Consider the following 19,443-nt stretch of genomic DNA (forward strand, 5'->3'; position numbering starts at 1 on the left):
TCATGTTTTGACCTGCGGTTTTGCTGAATTACTTAACGGAGGGGCCGACCTCGACCGTCATGACGAGACCGTCGTAGGTCTCCTTCACGATCTTGATCTTGGTGTTGGTGTCAGTGACCTTCACCGAGCCGGTCGGGTTCTCGTCGTAGTAGTACTTGCCCTTGTGGTCGTCGAAGACCAGCTGCGCGGCCTTCGGCTTCAGGAAGAGCTCCTCACCGTTCTTGTGAAGGGTGACGGCCTCCGTCTTGTACGCGCTGAAGGCGGCGTCGTACGGCTGGATCTTGTTCCGCAGCAGGGTGCCGTCCGACCACTTCATCGGCTTGGCGTTGGCGTCGATCGGAAGGATCAGACCGGAGCCGGGGTGCTGGCTGGTGTTGTTGTCCTTCTGGGAGGTGTCCCACTGCCAGATCAGGAGACCGTCCTGGTAGGCGTAGTGCTCGACCCAGTTCGGCTTCGTGTTGGTGAAGCCGAAGTTGTACGGACCGACCTTGAGGGTCTTGTCGAACGAGACGTAGCGGCGGTTCTCGGCCAGGTAGTACTGGGCGTACTCCTTGGTGAAGCCGCTGCCGACGCGGGAGAAGCCCTTGCCGGTCCAGCCGTTGTCGCCGTTCTCGCCGCCGTCGGTGAACAGCGTGGCGCCGTCCGCCGTGATGCTGAGCGCGTCGCCCGTGAAGCCCTTGCCGCCCGCGCCGCCGTCCGTCTGGTAGCGGAAGCGGAGGTCGACCTTCTTGCCCGCGTAGGCGTTCAGCGAGTAGTTCAGGTTCTTCCAGCTGCCCGAGACGCCGGTGAGCGACGGGCTGTTGGAGGCGTCGACCGGGATGTCCACGCCGTCGGCGGTGCCGGCGAGCGAGGTCCAGGTGGCGCCACCGTCGGTGGAGACCTCGGTGTACAGGAAGTCGTACTCCGCCTCGATGTCCCACCAGCCCTTGAGGGACAGGGCCGCGGAGGACTTGCCGGTCAGGTCGACCGAGCGGGTGAGGGTGTTCTTGAGGTCGTCACCCATGTTGCTCCACCACTGCGAGGAACCCTCGGCGGGAGCGACGATCTCGGTGGTGACCTTCTTCTTCGGCAGCTCGACGACGAGCGCCTGCTTGTCCTTCGTGTTGTACGCCGAGACCCCCAGCTTGTGGGTGGACTTCGTCGCGGCCTTGGCCACGTCGTAGTTCAGCCAGCCCAGCTGGAACTTGTCCCAGGCAGTCATGTCGCCCGGGAGGTCGCCTATGGAGTCCTTGCCGGTGCCGAGCCAGGAGCCGGCCGACATCAGGGACCAGAAGCCGACCGAGTTCTCGCCGCCACCGGAGGTGTCGTAGAGGTCCGGCAGGCCCAGGTCGTGGCCGTACTCGTGCGCGAAGACGCCGAGGCCGCCGTTCTCGGGCTGCATCGTGTAGTCGCCGACCCAGATGCCGGTGTTGCCGATCTGGGTGCCGCCGGCCTTGTTGTTCGCGGGGCCGTTCTTGCCGGCCTCGGTCCCGTAGGCGTACCAGCGGTGCGCCCACAGGGCGTTGGTGCCCTGCACGCCGCCGCCGGCCGACTCGTCCTCGCCCGCGTGGACGATCTGGAAGTGGTCGATGTAGCCGTCGGACTCGTTGAAGTTGCCGTCGCCGTCGAAGTCGTAGCGGTCCCAGAGGTCGTACTGGGCCATCAGCGCCTTGATCTGGGCGTCGGTCTTCCCGGCCTTCTTCTGGGCCTCGGCCCAGGCGGTCACGCCGTCCTTGACCGTGTCCCAGACGTTGGAGCAGTTGGACTGGCCGCAGTAGTTCGAGCCGTAACGGGCCTCGTTGTACGGGACCTTGACCCAGTCGGCCACCTCGCCCTCGACCGAGTAACGGCCGGAGGAGGTCTTCTCGTAGTAGGTCTTCAGCGAGTTCTTGCCGGTGCCGGTACCGAAGTACAGGTCCTGGAAGTACGCGCGGTTGAAGTCCTTGCGCCAGGCCGTGCTGTTGTTCGTCGCACGGTCGGGCTGGGCGATCTGGTTGTGCATCGGACCCGGGTTGCCGCCGTACTTGGGCGCGGCCGGCTTGGGACCGGGGCCGTCCGGGTCGAACATGGTGGTGTTGTCCACCTGGTCGCCGAAGTCGACGAGGATCGTGAAGATCTTGTCGGTCTTCTCGCGGCCGAGCTCGACGTACTTCTTGTCGTCGAGCTTGACGACCTTGGAAGCACCCCGCTGCTCGACGTTCTTCTTGCCGCTCAGCACCTGCTCCAGGGCAGCCTTCTTGGCCTGCTCCTGCTGCTTGCTGAACGGGCCTTCCAGGTCGTGGTCGACCTTCTCCTTGGAAGGAGCGGTCGGGTCCTGGCGTTCCGCGGCAGACACCTTCGCACCCGGGTCTGCCTGGGCCAACGTGAAGGCGGCGCCGGTGGCCGCCGTCGCTGCCAGGGTCACGCCGATTGCGGCGGCGCGCAGCGCTCGTCTTCTGGCCGAGTTGCTGGTCACTTGATGTCGTTCCCCTCCCGCGGCCGCGAAGGTGGTGCGGAACTTCTCCGTAGGAGTGGGGGGTTCCGTGCGGCGCGCGTCTCAAGTGACGACATTTGACCGGAGAGTCGCAAGAAAAGACAGACCTTGACTTGTTCCTTACAACTGCACTATGCGGTCACCGAGTTCCGCTATTCGGACGTTCCGCGGCCATAGGGGACGAACGGCACTTCTGGCCCGGCACCGGACACGCTCAGGACCCGCTCAGGACCCGCGCCGGACCCGCGCCGGACCGTCATCGAACCGCACGCGTCCCGTCCGCCCCTCCCGGCCCCCGGGACCCCACCGGTGCTCCCCGTGCGCCCCCCGTGCTCCGCTGCTTCCCGTCACATGAGTGAGGTCGCGCTTACCGACAGTTCCGCTCGGGCATCCACCGTCGTAGAGTCACTCGGCGCCAGACCTGGTCGATCCGACTCCCCCTCCCGCTTCGAGGACGGAAATCGCCATGCCGCGTCCGACTGCCGCACAGCTCGCCTACGGGTCCGCCACCGTCATCGTGTCGACGATCGCCATGCTGCTGCTCTCGCAGACGAGTACGGGACTCGGCGTCGCGGTCATCTCCGCCGCCGCCCTCGCCCTCGGGGTCCTCGTCGCCCTCACCGTGCCGCTGCCGCGCCGGCGCGGGCGGCACGCGGCGACCCGTACGAAGACCGCCTCGCCCGTGCCCGACACCGTCCCGCAGGACGTGGCGGCGGGCGCCCCGGCCCCGGCGGCGGTCGAGCATCCCGTGCACCACTGACCGGACGCCGGCGACCGGACACCACCGGCCCGCGCACAGCGCGGCGCGGGCGGCCTCCCCCGTGGGGAGACCGCCCGCGCGCTCGGACTGCGTACCTCTAGGTTGCTTGGACCACCACGGTCTTGGCCACCTTGTCGTGCAGGCCCTGCTTGTAGGGCTTGTCGACGAGCATCGAGATGACGAGCGCGATCGGCCACAGGCAGAAGCAGCAGATCAGCGTCGGCAGCCAGAGCACGGCGGCGCGGGAGAGCGCGGCGTTGGACTGCGGGGCGCTGCCGTCGTTGAGCATCGCGACGCGCAGGCCCATCCACTTCTTGCCGAGGGTCTGGCCGTTCTTTTTGACGAACCACCAGTCGTAGCCCACGTAGGCGACGATCGAGATCAGCGTCATGACCAGACCGCTGCCGCTGTAGGACTTGGTGATGACCTCGGTGACGTCCTCGCCGTTGTTCGTCTCGACGGTGTACCGGTTGCGGTCGCCGACGGCCAGCTGGATGAGGAACAGCGGGACGGCGATGATCAGCAGGTCGATGACGCGGGCGGCGAGCCGCTTGCCGAAGTCGGCGAGCGGCGGCATCCCGGCGAGCGGGTCGGGCATGCCGTAGCCGCCACCACCACCGCCGTACGGGTCGCCACCGCCCGGGCCCCCGTTGTACGGGGGCGGCGGGGGCGGGTAGCCGCCTCCCCCGGGCGGGGGCGGCGGAGGATAGCCCCCTCCGCCTCCGGGCGGGGGCGGCGGGAAGCCTCCGCCGGCGCCTGCGGGCGGTGAGCCGTACGGCGAACCACCCGACGGCGGCGGCGTCGGCTCCTGGGGCTTCTTGAGGAACGGGTCGTCCTCGGGCGGCTGGCCCGGCGGCGGCTGGTCGGTGCTCATGGCCCGAGTCGAACCCGCCCGGGAGCGACCCGCAACGGGGACGCGTCCATTCGGGGGACGGCAGGGGGGAGAGGCCCTAGCGAGCCACGTACGTCCCTGCGGCGCGGTCGTGGAGGGTCCGGCGGCGCCGGCGGTCCGCGAGGGCCCACAGGGCCCCCGGGAGGCCCAGGAGGGCGTACACGAGCCAGCGGCGCAGCGCCGCGCCGAAGCGGGGCGGGCGCAGCGTGGCGGTGGCCAGGACCCGTACGCCGAGCAGCTTCTTGCCCGGGGTGCGTCCCCAACGGGCGGTGGGCAGGGCTTCGTAGAAGACGCCGAAGAGGAGGACGGCGCCCAGGACGAGGCCCAGCGAGCCCGCGATGGTCCCGTCGAGCAGCCACACGGTGGTGGTCCGGCCGCCCGCGCGGGCGGCGTCCACCTTGGCCTGGAGGTGCGCGGTCGCCGCGGGCACGAGGGGCAGCGCCACCCCGCTCGCGACGGCGGCGTACACGAGGGTGTCCAGCAGCCGGGCCGTCGCGCGCCGCACGAGCCCGGCGGGGCGCACGGCCCGCTCCGCCATCCGCTCGAACACCGCGCGTCCGGTCCTCGCGGGACGCGGAGCCGGGGGCGCCTCGGCCCCGGCCCGCTCCGCACGGTCCGCGGGCTCTACGGGGGCCGCGCGCCGGGCGGGCTCCGCCGCGGCGGCCGGGGCGGGGCGCTCGGCGGGGCGCACGCGCGCAGCCGGCTCCGGGGCAGGGGCGGACGAGACCGGGGCGGGGGGCCACACCGGGTCGGGGTCAGGGGCCCCGGCGGGGGCGGGGGCCGCCGGGACCGGCGAGGGGGCCGACAGGATCCCGAGGCCGCCCGGGGCGGCGGAGCCGGACACCTGCGCGGGCAGGGCGGCGGACACCCGCGCCGGGGCCGCGGCGGGGGCCGGGCGGGGAGCGGGGGCCGGCGCGGGGGCGGGTACCGGCGGGCGGGCCAGGGAGATCCCGCCGGGGCGGGCGGCCGCGGCCTCCTCGTGGCCCCAGGACACCCGGTGGTCGCGCGGCCCGCCGAACCCGGCCTGGTGCAGCGGGTCGGCCTGCCACCCCGCGGGCTCGGAGTCCGCGGCGGGCTGCTCCCACGGCCCGGACTCCGCCCGGGGGGCGGGCGCGGACCAGGACTCGGACCCGGCACGCGGCGCGGCCGGCTCCGGCCAGGACTCGGGCTCCTGACGGGGAGCGGGCTCCGGCCACGACTCGGACGGCTCCGCCCGGGGGGCGGGCTCCTGCCGGAGCGCGGGCTCCGCGCGCGGCGGCGCGGCCGGCTCCGGCCAGGGGTCGGGGGCCTGGCGGGGAGCCGGCTGCGGCCGGGGCTGCGGCCATCGCTCCGGCTCGCGCAGGGCCTCGCTCATGCCCGTCTGGTCGAGGAACACGGGACCCGTCTCGTCGGCAGGGGCCGCGGGGCGGCTCGTACCGGGAACCCAGTTCAGGCCGTTCCAGAACCTGACGTACCCGGGGATGGACGGATCGGGGTAGTAGCCCTCGCGGGCCGCGTGCTCGCCGTCACCAGGGGAGGCCGTCAATGTCCCCAACTCCGATCGTGGCTTGAGGCTTCTTGCAGGGGTGGACCATAGCCAAGAACCGCCCCCCGGCAGGTCCGGTAACGGGAGAATCCAAGCGATCGGGGGAACGCAGACGTACGCGGTCCCGTACGGAAGATTTCGGTCAGCCGATTGATTTCGGCCAATCCTCGATGTGCCTCGCGAAGTCGCGTCATACCCGGGCACTTCGGCGCTCTCTGCGGGTGGGGGCCGGTACTCCGGCCCCGCGCACCACCCGAACACGTACCCCGTACCGAAGTGAGGCCGCCATGCAGCACCCCGTCGTCGAGCGCGAGCTGGAACTGAAGCTGGTCCTGTCCCCCGAGCGCAGCGTCCCCGTCCCCGCCCGGCTGCTGTACCTGACGGACGACCCGTACGCCGTGCACATCACCTTCCACACCGGCTCCAGCACCCCGGTCAACTGGACCTTCGCCCGCGAGCTGCTGGTCGAGGGTGTGTTCCGCCCGTGCGGCCACGGCGACGTGCGGATCTGGCCCACGAAGGTCGGCCAGCAGGCCGTCCTGTGCATGGCGCTCAGCTCCCCCGACGGCGACGCCCTGCTGGAGGCCCCCGCCGCGTCGGTGTCGGCCTGGCTGGAGCGGACCCTGCGGATCGTGCCGCCCGGCACCGAGGCCGACCGGCTCGGCCTGGACGCGGCGCTGGCCGAGCTGCTCGCCCCGACGCCGGCCGACGAGCTGTGGATGCGCGACCCGTGGCCGTCGGACGAGTCGGCGGACGGTGACCGTTGACCGGGGACAGGGGGCCGGTGACCCGGGACAGGGAACCGGCGACCTGGGACCGGGGACCGGTGACTCAGAACAGCTTGCCCGGGTTGAGCAGCCCCTCCGGGTCGAAGGCGTGCTTGACGGCGCGCTGCATCTCCAGCCCCACCGGGCCGAGTTCGCGGGCGAGCCACTCCTTCTTCAGGACGCCGACCCCGTGCTCCCCCGTGATGGTCCCGCCCAGCTCGAGCCCCAGCGCCATGATCTCCTCGAAGGACGCGCGGGCCCGCCGGGTCTCGTCCTCGTCGGCGGGATCGAAGCAGACGATGGGGTGGGTGTTGCCGTCGCCGGCGTGCGCGCAGACCCCGATGAGCAGGTCGTGCGTACGGGCGATGGCGGCGGTCCCGTCCAGCATCTCCGCGAGCCGGGTGCGCGGTACGCACACGTCGTCGATCATCGTCGCGGGCCGCAGGGCCTCCAGGGCGGGCAGGGCCATCCGGCGGGCCTGGAGGAGCAGTTCGGACTCCGCCGCGTCCTCGGCCGGTACGACGGCGCTCGCCCCGGCGGCGGTGCACAGCGCCCCCACGGCGGCCAGGTCCTCGGGCGCGTGCGGGGTGTCGAAGGCGGCGAGCAGCAGGGCCTCGGTGGTCTCGGGCAGGCCCATCTTGCCGAGCGCGTTGACGGCGCGGACGGTCGTACGGTCCATCAGTTCCAGCAGCGAGGGCGTCAGACCGGCCTCCATGACGGCGCAGACGGCTGCGCAGGCGGCCGCGGCGGAGGGGAACTCGGCGGCGAGCGCGAGCTGGCGGGGCGGGGCCGGGCGCAGTGCGAGGACGGCCCGGACGACGACGCCGAGGCTGCCTTCGGAGCCGACGAACAGGCGGGTGAGGTCGTACCCCGCGACGCCCTTGGCGGTGCGCCGGCCGGTCCGCAGGAGCCTGCCGTCGGCGAGGACCACGTCGAGGCCGAGGACGTACTCGGCGGTGACCCCGTACTTGACGCAGCACAGACCGCCGGCGGCGGTGCCGATGTTCCCGCCGATGGTGCACTGCTCCCAGCTGGAGGGGTCCGGCGGGTAGTGCAGTCCGCGCTCGGCGACGGCGCGCGAGAGGACGGCGTTGACGACGCCCGGTTCGACGACGGCGATCCGGTCGACGGTGTCGATCTCCAGGATCCGGTCCATCTTCACGAGGGAGAGCACGATGCAGCCGTCGGAGGCGTTGGCCCCGCCCGACAGGCCCGTACGGGCGCCCTGCGGGACGACGGGGACGCGGAGCGCGTGGGCGGTGCGCAGGACGTGCTGGACCTGTTCGACGGTCCGGGGCAGGACGACTGCGGCCGGGGTGCCCGCGGCGCAGAAGCTGGCCATGTCGGTGGCGTAGGAGGCGGTCACCTGGGGGTCGGTGAGCAGGGCCTCGGGCGGCAGGCCTTCGAGGAGGAGCTCGTGGAGTTCGCGTGACCCGTCATCAACTTCGTCAACATCAACCATGGGGCCAGCGTGGCACCCGGGGCCATCGGTGTGAACACGCCCGCGACGTCCTTCGGACACCTCGGCGAGCTCTTCATATTGACGCACAGTGACCCCATGGACCCTATGCGCGACGCATCCGTCTCCCAGGAGAGGCAGCAGCAGGCTGCCCCGCCCGTGACCTTCACCGGCCGCAAGACGCTCGTGGCGGCGGCGGCCCTGGTGGTTCTGATCGCCGGGGCCCTGCTGATCCGGCCGGCCCGCACGGACGACGACGCGCGCCCGCCGGGGCCCAGCGAGCGGGCCCGCGCGGCGGTCGGCATGGGCGCGCCGGTGGCGGCGGTGGACCTGTCGGCGCTGGTCCTCGACCGGGAGAACTGGGTCGCGGGGCACCCGGACGACGAGGCCTCGTGGGCGGTGCTGGGATCGGCGTACTTGGAGCAGGCGCGCCGGACGGCCGATCCCGGCTGGTACCCGAAGGCGGAGGGCGCGCTGAGGCGCTCGCTGGAGCTGCGCCCGGCCGAGAAGGGCAACTTCGACGCGATGACGGGCATGGGCACGCTGGCCAACGCCCGGCGGGACTTCGGGACCGGGAAGAAGTGGGGCGAGCTCGTACGGGCGCAGGAGCCGAAGCGGTGGACGGCGTACCCGGTGCTCGTGGACGCGTACGGCGGGCTCGGCGACTACAAGGCCGCCGAGAAGGCGATGGAGCGCCTGGTGGACCTGCGGCCGGGGCTGGCGGCCTTCATGAAGGCCTCGCAGGTGTACCGGGACCGGGGCTGGCGCGAGGACGCGGCCATGTCGATGGAGCACGCGGGCGGCGCGGCGAAGGCGCCTGCGGAGAAGGCGTACGTGCTGTTCCGGCTCGGCGAGCTGGCGTGGGAGCGCGGTGACGACGCGGAGGCCCTGAAGCAGTACGAGGCCGCGCTGCGCACCGATCTGGCGCAGGCGCAGGCGCTGGGGGGCCGGGCGCGGGTGCTGGCGGCGCTGGGCCGCGGCGGGGAGGCCGTACGGGACTACCGGATGGCGCTGGGGCGGGCCGCGGTGCCGGCGCTGTCCCTGGAGCTGGGCGAGCTGCTGGAGTCGCTGGGCCGGGCCGACGAGGCGAAGGCGGTGTACGACGGGCTCGCGGTGCAGGCCGCCCGGAGCGGGGTCAACGAGGAGCTGGTCCTGGGCCGGTTCGAGGCGGACCACGGCGACCCGGCGGCGGCCGTACGGCGCCTCACGGCGGAGTGGACCCGGCACAAGAGCGTGCAGGTGGCGGACGCGCTGGGCTGGGCGCTGCACAAGACGGGCGACGACGCGGAGGCGCTGGAGTACGCGAAGAAGGCCACGGAGCAGGGACTGCGGCTCGCGGACTTCTCGTACCACCGGGCGGTGATCGAGCGCGGCCTGGGCGACGTGGCCGGGGCGCGGCGGCACCTGGAGGAGGCCCTGCGGACGAACCCGCGGTTCTCGCCGGTCCGGGCGCCGCTGGCCAAGCAGGCCCTGGCGACGATCGGCAAGCCCCCGGCGGGCGGCCCGGAGAACATGCGCCCCACCAAGCCGTGGGTCGCCCCGGAACTCCCGAAGGCGGCAAAACCGCCGAAGCCGAAGCCGTAGGGGGCGGGCCGGGGCGCTGACGGGGCGGGTGCCGCTGCGCGGGGCCTGCCCCACCCCGCCGGCTTTGAAAGGTGCAGGGCGACGCCGGCCAAATCCAGCCTCGCCGGCGTTTGAGGCGCGGGGTCTGGGGCGGAGCCCCAGGAGCGGCGCCGCAGGGGGCGGTCCCAGCCCCGCCGGCGTTTGAGGCGCGGGGAGGCCGGGGCGGAGCCCCGGGCGGCGGCGCCACGCCACCGGGGCCCCGGTTCACGCAACCTTCTAGAGGTTGCCCCGCTTCTCCTGCTCCCGCTCGATCGCCTCGAACAGGGCCTTGAAGTTGCCCTTGCCGAAGCCCATCGACCCGTGCCGCTCGATCATCTCGAAGAAGACCGTCGGGCGGTCCTGGACCGGCTTGGTGAAGATCTGCAGCAGGTAGCCGTCCTCGTCGCGGTCGACGAGGATCTTCAGCTCGCGCAGGGTCTCGACGGGGACGCGGGTCTCGCCGGCCCACTCGCCGAGGGTGTCGTAGTACGAGTCCGGGGTGTCCAGGAAGGTCACACCGGCTGCCCGCATCGCGCGCACCGTGCCGACGATGTCGTTCGTGGCCAGCGCGATGTGCTGGACGCCCGCGCCGCCGTAGAACTCCAGGTACTCGTCGATCTGCGACTTCTTCTTCGCGATCGCCGGCTCGTTGATCGGGAACTTCACCTTCAGGGTGCCGTCCGCGACGACCTTCGACATCAGCGCCGAGTACTCGGTCGCGATGTCGTCGCCCACGAACTCCTTCATGTTCGTGAAGCCCATGACCTTGTTGTAGAACGCCACCCACTCGTTCATCCGGCCGAGCTCGACGTTGCCCACGCAGTGGTCGATGGCCTGGAAGGTGCGCTTGGCCGGGGGCTCGACCATCGGGGCGACGGAGACGAAGCCGGGCAGGTAGGGGCCGGTGTAGTCGCCGCGCTCGACCAGGGTGTGGCGGGTCTGGCCGTACGTGGCGATCGCCGCCAGCCGGACCGTGCCGTGCTCGTCGGTGAGCTCGTACGGCTCGTCGAGGCCGCGCGCGCCGTGCTCGACGGCGTAGGCGTAGGCCGCCTTCACGTCGGGGACCTCGATCGCCAGGTCGATGACGCCGTCGCCGTGGTCGGCGACGTGCTCGGCGAGGAAGCGGCCGCGGTCGGTGGTGGCCTTGATGACCGAGGTGAGGACGAACCGCGCGCCGCCGTTGGTCAGGACGTAGCTGGCCGTCTCGCGCGTGCCGTTCTCCGGTCCGGAGTAGGCGACGAGCTTCATGCCGAAGGCGGTCGAGTAGAAGTGCGCGGCCTGCTTGGCGTTGCCTACGGCGAAGACGACCGCGTCCATGCCCTTGACCGGGAAGGGGTCGGCCTTGGCGGCGGTGAGCGGGGCGGTGTCGAGCGGCTGGGTCTCAGTCATGACGGCAGAGTCCCGCCGTTCCACAAGATGCGCAATAGTTTCCATTTCTGCTGTACAGACTGCCCACTCTGAGCCCAGCATGGCTGGGATATCTGTGCACTATGACCACCGACCGACCACCCCGGAGGCACCCATGGGAATCGACGAACTCGACGGCCGGCTCATCGTCCTGCTCGCCCGCGAGCCCCGGATCGGGGTCCTGGAGGTCTCGCGCCGGCTCGGCGTGGCGCGCGGTACGGCCCAGGCCCGGCTGGACCGGCTTCAGTCGAACGGAGTCATCCGGGGGTTCGGTCCGCAGGTGGATCCGGCGGCCCTGGGGTACCCGGTGACGGCCTTCGCCACGCTGGAGATCAAACAGGGTCAAGGCGCGGACGTACGGGCCCACTTGGACGGGGTGCCGGAGGTGCTGGAGCTGCACACGACGACCGGGCACGGGGACATGCTGTGCCGGCTCGTGGCCCGGTCCAACGCGGACCTTCAGCGGGTGATCGACCGAGTTGTCGCGTTTGATGGGATCGTGCGGGCTTCGACGGCGATTGTCATGGAGAATCCCGTACCTTTGCGGATCATCCCCCTGGTCGAACAGGCGGCCGAGGACGACTGACGATCGACGACTGACGACTGACGACTGGCGTGCGGCAACGACGGATGGGGTGACGCGGCGTGAGCTTCTGGTCCTACTTGTCCAACCGCCACCAGCAGCTCCTCACCGACGCCTTCCAGCACGCCAGCGCCGTCTTCCAGTGCATGCTGATCGCGACCGCCCTCGGCGTCGCCATCGGCGTCCTCACCTACCGCAGCGGCTGGGCCGGGAACCTCGCGGTCACCTCCACCTCCACGGTGCTGACCATCCCCTCCCTCGCCATGATCGGCCTGCTGATCCCGATCGTCGGCCTCGGCGTCGCGCCGACCGTGATCGCCCTGACGCTGTACGGGCTGCTGCCCATCGTCCGCAACTCCATCGTGGGGCTGCGCGGGGTGGATCCGGCCCTGGTCGATGCCGCCAAGGGCATCGGGATGTCGCGCAGCGCCCAGCTGCTGAAGGTGGAACTGCCGCTCGCCTGGCCGCCGATCCTGACCGGCATCCGGGTCTCCACGCAGATGCTGATGGGCATCGCGGCCATCGCCGCCTACGCCTCCGGGCCGGGCCTGGGCAACGAGATCTTCCGCGGGATCGCCTCGCTCGGCAGCGCCAACGCCATCAACCAGGTCCTCGCGGGGACGCTCGGCGTCGTCATCCTCGCCCTGCTCTTCGACGCCGCGTACGTCCTGCTCGGCCGTCTCACCATCCCGAGGGGAATCCGTGTCTGAGCCGACGCCCGCGCCGACGAACAACCCGCAGGAGCCGGAGCCGGCGAGCCCGCAGCCGACCGCCGCCTCCGGCGCGACCATCCAGCTGGAGAACCTCACCAAGCACTACCCCGGCAACCCCAGCCCCTCCGTCGACGACGTCTCGATGGAGATCAAGGCGGGCGAGCTGGTGGTCTTCGTCGGCCCTTCCGGCTGCGGAAAGTCCACCACCCTGAAGATGATCAACCGGCTGATCGAGCCCACCTCCGGCCGGATCCGCATCGGCGACGAGGACGTCACCGACATGGACCCGGTGAAACTGCGCCGCAAGATCGGGTACGCGATCCAGTCCTCCGGGCTGTTCCCGCACATGACGGTCGCCGAGAACATCGCCCTGGTCCCGAAGATGACCGGCTGGTCCAAGTCCCGCGTGAAGGACCGGGTGGAGGAGATGCTCGACCTGGTCGGCCTGGACCCGCGCGAGTTCCACGGCCGCTACCCGCGCCAGCTCTCCGGCGGCCAGCAGCAGCGCGTGGGCGTGGCCCGGGCCCTCGCCGCCGACCCGCCGGTGCTGCTGATGGACGAGCCCTTCGGCGCCGTCGACCCCATCACCCGCGACCACCTCCAGGACGAGCTGATCCGGCTCCAGCACGAGCTGCACAAGACGATCGTCTTCGTCACCCACGACTTCGACGAGGCCATCAAGCTGGGCGACCGGATCGCCGTCCTGCGCGAGCGCTCGCACATCGCGCAGTTCGACACCCCCGAGGCGATCCTCACCAACCCCGCCGACGACTTCGTCTCCGGGTTCGTTGGCGCCGGGGCCGCCCTCAAACGGCTCAACCTCACCCGGGTGCGGGACGTGGAGATCGCCGAGTTCCCGACGGTGTCCGTGGACGACCCGCTCCAGCAGATCTTCAACACCCTGCGCGCCGGCCAGGGCAACGAACTGCTGATGCTGGACCGGCGCGGCCGGCCGTACAAATGGCTGCGCCGCGGCGACCTGATGCGCGCCAAGGGCTCCCTCGCCCGGGCCGGTCAGCTCGTGCACGACACGGTGACCCGGGACGCGACCCTGCACGACGCCCTGGAGGCCGTACTGACCGACAGCGGCGGCCGGGTGGCGGTCACCGGGCGGCGCGGCGAGTACATCGGCGTCGTGGACATGGAAACCCTGATGAACTCCGTGCACGAGATGCTGGAGGCCGACCGGCTGACGGCCGCCGAGCACGCGCACGACCTGGAGGAGCTGCGCCACCACCGCACCGAACGGGACCTGGAGGGGCTCCGGGACGGTTCGGAGGGCTCATGAGCCCCAGGAACCCGGTCTCCCCCGAACGCCCGCCCGGCGAGCACGAGCTCAAGGGGCACGTCTTCCGGGATCCCGAGGAGCCCGGGCCCGACGAGACGGTCATGGCCTCCATCGCGCCGCCCCGCCCGGGGAGCCGGCTCACCTGGGCCCGGCTGGTGACCCTGCCGATCGTGCTGGCGCTGGTGCTGCTGGCCACGTACCTGTGGATCACCAACGCCACCCTCGACACGATCGCCGAGAACTCCCTCGCGGACGGCAACGTCGAGCTCCGGCTGTGGCAGCACGTCAAGCTCACCGCGATCTCCACCTTCTGGGTGCTGGTCATCGCGATCCCGCTCGGCATCGCCCTGACCCGCCGCGGCCTGCGCCGGGCGGCCCCGCTGGTCACCGCCGTCGCCAACATCGGCCAGGCCACCCCGGCCATCGGCCTGCTCGCCCTGCTGGTCATCTGGCTCGGCATCGGCCCCTCGACGGCGATCATCGGCATGGTCGCCTACGCCGTCCTGCCCGTGCTGTCCAACACCGTCGCGGGGCTGCGCGGGATCGACCCGCAGCTGGTGGAGGCCTCGCGCGGGATCGGGATGTCTTCCGTGGGAACCCTGATGAAGGTGGAACTGCCGCTGGCGGTCCCGCTGATCCTGGCGGGCGTACGGACGGCCCTCGTCCTCAACGTCGGCACCGCGACCCTGGCCACCTTCGGCGGCGGCGGGGGCCTCGGCGACCTGATCACCTCCGGGATCCAGACCCAGCGGATGCCGGTGCTGGTGCTGGGCTCGGTGCTGACGGTGGCGCTGGCCCTGTTCGTGGACTGGCTGGCCTCCCTGGCCGAGACGGTCCTGACCCCGCGCGGGCTGGAGGCGTAGATGGACGAGCTCCCCCGCCCCCGACCCCTGGCGGTACGGACGGCCGTGGCCTGCGCGGCCCTGCTGGCCATCGGGCTGCCGCTCGCGGGCTGCGGGCTCAAGAGCGGCTCCCCGATGGTGGACGAGGTACTGCCCGGCTCGGTGGGCCAGGGGCAGCCCCTCAAGGGCGCCTCGCTCACGGTCACCTCGAAGAACTTCAGCGAGAACATCGTGCTCGGCCAGATGATCGGCCTGATCTTCAAAGCGGCCGGCGCGGAGGTGCTGGACCGCACCAACCTGCCCGGGTCGATCAGCGCCCGCGAGGCGATCATCCAGGGCGACGCGGACGCCATGTACGAGTACACGGGCACGGCGTGGATCACCTACCTCGGCAACGACAAGCCGATCACCGACCCGTACGCGCAGTGGGAGGCGGTGCGGGACGCGGACGTGAAGAACGGCGTGGCATGGCTGCCGCCGTCCACGCTCAACAACACCTACACGCTGGCCATCAGCAAGAAGAACAACGCCAAGTACGGGCTGAAGACCATGTCGGACGTGGCGGCGCTCTCGCAGCGCGACCCCGAGGCGGTGACGATCTGCGTGGAGAACGAGTTCGCCTCGCGGGAGGACGGGCTGCCGGGGCTGGAGAAGGCGTACGGAATGAAGATCCCGTCGGGCAACGTGATGAAGATGGACGCCGGGATCATCTACACCCAGGTCTCGAAGTCCGATTCCTGCCTGCTGGGCGAGGCCTTCACCACGGACGGCCGGATCAAGGCCATGGACCTGGACACCCTCGCCGACGACCGGCACTTCTTCCCCAACTACAACGCGGCGCCGGAGCTGCACGCGAAGACGCTGGAGGAGTACCCGCAGATCGCGGGCCTCCTGGACCCCCTGTCGAAGCGGCTGACGACGGAGACGGCGCAGCGGCTCAACGCCCTGGTGGACGTGGACGGGCAGGACCCGCACGAGGTGGCGAAGGACTGGCTGGTGGCGGAGGGGTTCATCAAGGAGGGCTGAGGCCCCGGATTCACCCTTGAGAGTGGATGCAAAGAAGTAGTTGCAAAGAAACCCTTGCACAGGGTTCTTTGCAACTCTACTGTTGAGGCATGCCCGAGAAGAACGCCGATTCCCAGAAGCCCCAGAGCCCCCAGAGCCCCCAGAAGCCTGCCGAGCCGAAGGTCCGCAAGCTCGACCCGCACTCCCTGCGCGGCCTGGCCCACCCGCTGCGCATCCGCCTGCTGGGCGATCTGCGGCGCGGGCCGGCCACCGCCTCACAACTGGCGGAGCGGCTCGGCGAATCGAGCGGAGCCACCAGCTACCACCTGCGCCAGCTGGCCGCTTACGGGTTCGTCGAGGACGCCCCCGGGCACGGCAAGGGCCGCGAGCGCTGGTGGCAGGCATGCCAGGACGGCACCCAGTTCGACGAGGCGCTGATCTACGACCCCGACCCCGTCACGCGCAGCGCCGCGGAGGTCTTCCTCGCGGAGATCGTGAAGATCCACGAACAGGAACTGTCCACCTGGCTGGGCGAAGCCCACACCTGGGCGATGGAGTGGCGGCGGAGTTCCGAGCTCAGCGACTTCTCGCTGAAGCTGACCGCCGAGCAGACCCACGAGCTGGTCCTCAAGGTCCACGATCTGATCAACAGCTACCGCGACCTGCCGCCCTCGGAGGGCACGGAGACGGTCCGTTTCCACACGCACGCCTTCCCGGTCCACACCAAGTAGCCCCCTCCACCTCCACACCCCTTTCGCAGAAGGAGTCCTGCCGTGCACGCCTTCAGCCATGCCCAGAACCACGCCGAGATCCACGCCACCCGCACCGCCGAAGCCGCCGCCTGGCGCCGCGCACAGGAGGCCGCGCCGCACGTCTCCTACGCTCCCCACCGGCGCGCCCCCGCCCTGCGCAACCGGCTCGGCGAGAGCCTGATCGCCCTCGGCATCCGCCTGATCCAGCCCGCGCACCTGCACGCCCGCATCACCCGCAACGCCCGGATCTCCCGCCCGCACGGCGGCATCGCGTGAACCGTCGTCCCTTCATCGCCGTTCTGCTCGCCAACACCATCTCGATAGCCGGGAGTTCGCTGACCCTCATCGGCGTGCCGTGGTTCGTGCTCCAGACCACCGACAGTGCCGGGCGGGCCGGGATCGTCGCCTTCTGCGCGACCCTGCCCGTCGCGGTGGCCGCCCTCGTCGGGGGCCCGGTCATCGACCGGCTCGGCCGCCGCCGGGTCTCCGCCGTCTCCGACCTGGTGTGCGGGCTGTCCGTGGCCGCGATACCGCTGCTGCACTACGCCGGGCTGCTGGAGTTCTGGATGCTGTGCGCGCTGATGGCCGTCTGCGGCCTCGTGCACACGCCCGGACTGACCGCGCGCTACGTCCTGCTCCCCCATCTCGCCGAGCACGCCGGCACCACCGTCGCCCGCGCCGCCAGCCTCTACGACGCCGTCTCGCGCGGAGCCCGCATGGTCGGGGCAGCGATGGCCGGCGTACTGATCGCCACGATCGGCGCCGAGTCGGTCCTGCTCCTCGACGCGGCCACCTTCGGCGCCTCCGCACTGCTGGTCGCCGTGTTCCTGCGCGGGATACCGGCCGCCGAGCCGCAGCGCGCCGCCGGGAAGGTGTCGCTGACCGGCTACCGGGCCGAACTCGCCGAGGGCTGGCGGTTCCTGACCCGGGCCCGGCTGCTGCTGGGCATCACGGTGATGGTGATGATGACCAACGGCATAGACCAGGGCTGGTCCTCGGTGCTGCTGCCCGTGCACGGCAGCGAGGTCCTCGGCGGACCCGCCGCGCTCGGCCTGATGATCGCCCTCTTCGGCGGGTTCGCCCTGCTGGGGGCCCTGCTCTACGGAGCCTGGGGCGAGCGGTTCCCCCGTAGGGCCGTGTTCGCCGGGGCGTTCCTGCTGTGCGGGGCCCCGCGCTACGTGGTCGCCGCCTTCACCGACACCCCGCTGCCGCTCGCGGTGACGATGGCGCTGTCCGGGCTGGGTGCGGGCGTGCTCAACCCGATCCTGACCACCGTGACGATGGAGAAGGTGCCCGACGCCCTGCGCAGCCGCGTCGCCGGGGTGACCACGGCCGGCTGCGAGCTGACGATGCCGCTGGGCGGGCTGGGCGCGGGGCTGCTGGTCGACGGCTTCGGGGTGACGAAGGCACTGCTGGTGTTCGGCGGGACCTACTTCCTCGTCACGCTCTCACCGCTGGTGTTCCCGTCCTGGCGGAGCATGGAGAGGGAGACGGCCTCCCCGCTCAGCAGGACGGAACCTGCTCGCCCTTCTGAAGAGCCCGCAGCGCGTCAACCGCACCCGTCAGCGAAGTGACGGGGACCAGCCGGAGCCCCTCGGGGAGTTCGGACTTGGCGTCCGAGCACTCCGCCGCCGGTACGAGGAACACGCTCGCCCCGTCGCGCCGCGCGGCCTGAGTCTTCAGGGCCACCCCGCCGACCGCGCCGACCGCGCCGGCCGCGGTGATGGTGCCCGTACCGGCGATGGTGCTGCCGCCGGTGAGATCGCCGCCGCTGCCGTTCCCGTCGAGCTTGTCGACGATGCCCAGCGAGAAGAGCAGTCCGGCGCTCGGACCGCCGACGTCGGCGAGGTTCAGCTCGACCTTCACGTCCTTCGGGTCCTTGTGGAGGTAGCCGAGGGCGGCCTCGGAGGCCGTCGACTGCGACTTGGTCATCTCCTCCATGTTGTGCTCCTCGATCTCCTTGTCGCTTCCGCCCGACGGGTACACCGCCTCCCTGGGCATGACCGCCCGGGAGGTGTCGAACCAGTCGCCGACCAGCGCGGGAAGGGTGACGGAGGTGGAGGGGCCGGTGGCCTGGATGGTGGTCATCCGCAGCTGGCCGGTGGTCTCGCGGGTGGGCGCCCCGGTGATGGAGATGACCTGCTTGCCGTCGCGGGAGCCGAGCACGTCGGCCGTGAGGCCCGGCTGCGCGATCACGAAGGGCAGCGGTGCGAGGGCCGCGACGGCGAACAGCGCGAGCACGGGCACGGCGCAGACGGCGAGGGCGGCGGGACGCGGCAGGCGTGTGAGGCGAGAGAGCACCGGGCCAATCTAGCGCGGGTGCCCCCGAACGGGTCGAGCCGCGCCCCCGGCTGGCGGGGACGCGGCTCGGTGTCCTGACGGACCGCTGGTGGGCCCGGCGCTAGCGCAGGGCGTCGGCCACCTCGCGGGCGGCGTCCACCACGCGCGGGCCGACCCGCTCGGGCACGGCGTCGGCCAGCATGACGACGCCCACGCTGCCCTCGAGCCCCGTGATGCCCACGAGGGGCGCCGCGGCACCGCTGGCGCCCGCTTCGAGCTCCCCGCGGGTGATCGTGTAGCCGGGCTCGGTGAGCGTGCCCTGACGGGCGGCCAGGATGGCCCGGCCGGCTGCCCCGCGGTCCAGCGGATGACGGAAGCCGGGCCGGTAGGCCACGTGGTAGTCGGTCCAGGTCGGCTCGACGACCGCCACGGCGAGCGCTTCGGTTCCGTCCACGAGGGTCAGGTGCGCGGTGGCGCCTATGTCCTCGGCGAGGGAGCGCAGCGCGGGCAGCGCCGCCTCGCGCACGAGCGGGTGCACCTGGCGGCCCAGGCGCAGCACTCCGAGCCCGACGCGGGCGCGGCCGCCGAGGTCGCGGCGGACCAGGGCGTGCTGTTCGAGGGTGGCCAGGAGGCGGTAGACCACGGTGCGGTTCACACCGAGGCGGTTGGAGAGCTCGGTGACGGTCAGACCGTGGTCGGTGTCGGCGAGCAGTTTGAGAACTCGGAGTCCTCGGTCGAGAGTCTGGGAGGTTTCCGCGGTCACGACGCCTCTCCCTCTTTCGGTGGGCGGCGGTGACTCTCTGGGGATAGCGCCGCCGGTCCCTCGGCGACGCACGGAGAGGCCGCCGGTAGCGGCCATGGCACCGGCTGCGCTCCCGCGGCGGCGCTGCCACGGGGCGTTCGATGCGGGGACAGTAGCGAGCAGGTTCGCTCAGCGGAAGGGCTCGTCCAGAATCCGGGCGCCTACTGCCGTTTTATGCCGGTTGAAAACGCGCATCGCTGTCAATTCGTGACCTTCGGCCCCTGACGTCGACTCACGCCCCGGCCCCGTCCCGCAGGGCCTCCCACCACGGGTGCGGCAGCCCCTCTACGGCGGCCCGGGCGGGCGGGGACCGT

At 71.6% G+C, this 19,443-nt stretch carries 18 protein-coding genes; 11 read left to right on the plus strand and 7 right to left on the minus strand.

The genetic code is table 11. From position 1 onward, the window contains the following. Positions 1-28: 28 nt before the first annotated feature. On the minus strand, positions 29-2,434 hold the full coding sequence (locus ACODT5_RS32500; protein WP_422522688.1) for an immune inhibitor A domain-containing protein: 2,406 nt from the start codon (positions 2,432-2,434) through the stop codon (positions 29-31). Positions 2,435-2,918: 484 nt separating this feature from the next. On the opposite strand from ACODT5_RS32500, the gene ACODT5_RS32505 reads away from it, so the two are divergent. Beyond that, the gene (locus tag ACODT5_RS32505; RefSeq protein WP_422522689.1) at positions 2,919-3,212 is read left to right on the plus strand and encodes a hypothetical protein; all 294 of its coding nucleotides are present in this window, start codon (positions 2,919-2,921) and stop codon (positions 3,210-3,212) included. Between the two features lie 97 nt (positions 3,213-3,309). Here ACODT5_RS32505 and ACODT5_RS32510 read toward each other — a convergent pair whose 3' ends face one another. Together ACODT5_RS32510 and ACODT5_RS32515 are read right to left on the minus strand one after the other, a co-directional pair. Beyond that, complete coding sequence (locus tag ACODT5_RS32510) at positions 3,310-4,086, minus strand: RDD family protein (RefSeq protein WP_422522690.1); 777 nt, start codon at positions 4,084-4,086, stop codon at positions 3,310-3,312. Between the two features lie 76 nt (positions 4,087-4,162). Continuing rightward, the gene (locus tag ACODT5_RS32515) at positions 4,163-5,629 is read right to left on the minus strand and encodes an RDD family protein (protein WP_422522691.1); all 1,467 of its coding nucleotides are present in this window, start codon (positions 5,627-5,629) and stop codon (positions 4,163-4,165) included. Positions 5,630-5,916: 287 nt separating this feature from the next. Here ACODT5_RS32515 and ACODT5_RS32520 point away from each other — a divergent pair, with 287 nt between their 5' ends. After that, the gene (locus ACODT5_RS32520; RefSeq protein ID WP_422522692.1) at positions 5,917-6,396 is read left to right on the plus strand and encodes an SsgA family sporulation/cell division regulator; all 480 of its coding nucleotides are present in this window, start codon (positions 5,917-5,919) and stop codon (positions 6,394-6,396) included. A 64-nt stretch (positions 6,397-6,460) separates the two neighbouring features. Here ACODT5_RS32520 and ACODT5_RS32525 read toward each other — a convergent pair whose 3' ends face one another. After that, on the minus strand, positions 6,461-7,858 hold the full coding sequence (locus ACODT5_RS32525) for an FAD-binding oxidoreductase (RefSeq protein ID WP_422522693.1): 1,398 nt from the start codon (positions 7,856-7,858) through the stop codon (positions 6,461-6,463). Positions 7,859-7,954: 96 nt separating this feature from the next. Between ACODT5_RS32525 and ACODT5_RS32530 the strand changes: the two genes are divergently transcribed. Further along, complete coding sequence (locus tag ACODT5_RS32530; RefSeq protein WP_422522694.1) at positions 7,955-9,439, plus strand: tetratricopeptide repeat protein; 1,485 nt, start codon at positions 7,955-7,957, stop codon at positions 9,437-9,439. Between the two features lie 255 nt (positions 9,440-9,694). On the opposite strand, the gene hppD is transcribed toward ACODT5_RS32530, so the two are convergent. Beyond that, the gene (gene hppD, locus ACODT5_RS32535; protein ID WP_422522695.1) at positions 9,695-10,846 is read right to left on the minus strand and encodes a 4-hydroxyphenylpyruvate dioxygenase; all 1,152 of its coding nucleotides are present in this window, start codon (positions 10,844-10,846) and stop codon (positions 9,695-9,697) included. 133 nt (positions 10,847-10,979) lie between these two features. Here hppD and ACODT5_RS32540 point away from each other — a divergent pair, with 133 nt between their 5' ends. The 8 genes from ACODT5_RS32540 (at position 10,980) to ACODT5_RS32575 (ending at position 17,621) form a co-directional block, all read left to right on the plus strand. Further along, the gene (locus ACODT5_RS32540) at positions 10,980-11,450 is read left to right on the plus strand and encodes an Lrp/AsnC family transcriptional regulator (RefSeq protein WP_112448141.1); all 471 of its coding nucleotides are present in this window, start codon (positions 10,980-10,982) and stop codon (positions 11,448-11,450) included. Between the two features lie 59 nt (positions 11,451-11,509). Continuing rightward, the gene (locus ACODT5_RS32545) at positions 11,510-12,157 is read left to right on the plus strand and encodes an ABC transporter permease (RefSeq protein WP_422522696.1); all 648 of its coding nucleotides are present in this window, start codon (positions 11,510-11,512) and stop codon (positions 12,155-12,157) included. A 79-nt stretch (positions 12,158-12,236) separates the two neighbouring features. Continuing rightward, the gene (locus ACODT5_RS32550) at positions 12,237-13,448 is read left to right on the plus strand and encodes a betaine/proline/choline family ABC transporter ATP-binding protein (RefSeq protein WP_422525110.1); all 1,212 of its coding nucleotides are present in this window, start codon (positions 12,237-12,239) and stop codon (positions 13,446-13,448) included. Continuing rightward, positions 13,445-14,311: an ABC transporter permease gene (locus ACODT5_RS32555; RefSeq protein ID WP_422522697.1), complete on the plus strand. Its 867-nt coding sequence runs from the start codon at positions 13,445-13,447 to the stop codon at positions 14,309-14,311. The genes ACODT5_RS32550 and ACODT5_RS32555 overlap by 4 nt, the downstream gene beginning before the upstream one ends. Then, positions 14,312-15,316, plus strand: coding sequence for a glycine betaine ABC transporter substrate-binding protein (locus ACODT5_RS32560; RefSeq protein WP_422522698.1), 1,005 nt, complete (start codon positions 14,312-14,314; stop codon positions 15,314-15,316). It abuts the gene before it with no gap. 89 nt (positions 15,317-15,405) lie between these two features. Beyond that, positions 15,406-16,026, plus strand: a complete 621-nt coding sequence (locus tag ACODT5_RS32565) for an ArsR/SmtB family transcription factor (RefSeq protein WP_422522699.1) — start codon at positions 15,406-15,408, stop codon at positions 16,024-16,026. A gap of 42 nt (positions 16,027-16,068) precedes the next feature. Then, on the plus strand, positions 16,069-16,323 hold the full coding sequence (locus ACODT5_RS32570; protein ID WP_422522700.1) for a hypothetical protein: 255 nt from the start codon (positions 16,069-16,071) through the stop codon (positions 16,321-16,323). Next, positions 16,320-17,621 carry an MFS transporter gene (locus ACODT5_RS32575; protein WP_422522701.1) on the plus strand — a complete coding sequence of 434 codons (1,302 nt, stop codon included), beginning with the start codon at positions 16,320-16,322 and terminating at the stop codon, positions 17,619-17,621. Before ACODT5_RS32570 ends, ACODT5_RS32575 begins: the two co-directional genes overlap by 4 nt. On the opposite strand, the gene ACODT5_RS32580 is transcribed toward ACODT5_RS32575, so the two are convergent. Then, positions 17,551-18,348 carry a S16 family serine protease gene (locus ACODT5_RS32580; protein ID WP_422522702.1) on the minus strand — a complete coding sequence of 266 codons (798 nt, stop codon included), beginning with the start codon at positions 18,346-18,348 and terminating at the stop codon, positions 17,551-17,553. The genes ACODT5_RS32575 and ACODT5_RS32580 overlap by 71 nt on opposite strands. Before the next feature lie 100 nt (positions 18,349-18,448). After that, entirely contained in the window at positions 18,449-19,090 is a 642-nt protein-coding gene (locus ACODT5_RS32585) for an IclR family transcriptional regulator (protein WP_330296613.1), read from the minus strand. Positions 19,091-19,443 lie beyond the last annotated feature (353 nt).

This window comes from Streptomyces tatrensis (assembly GCF_049310065.1).
Classification (GTDB): domain Bacteria; phylum Actinomycetota; class Actinomycetes; order Streptomycetales; family Streptomycetaceae; genus Streptomyces.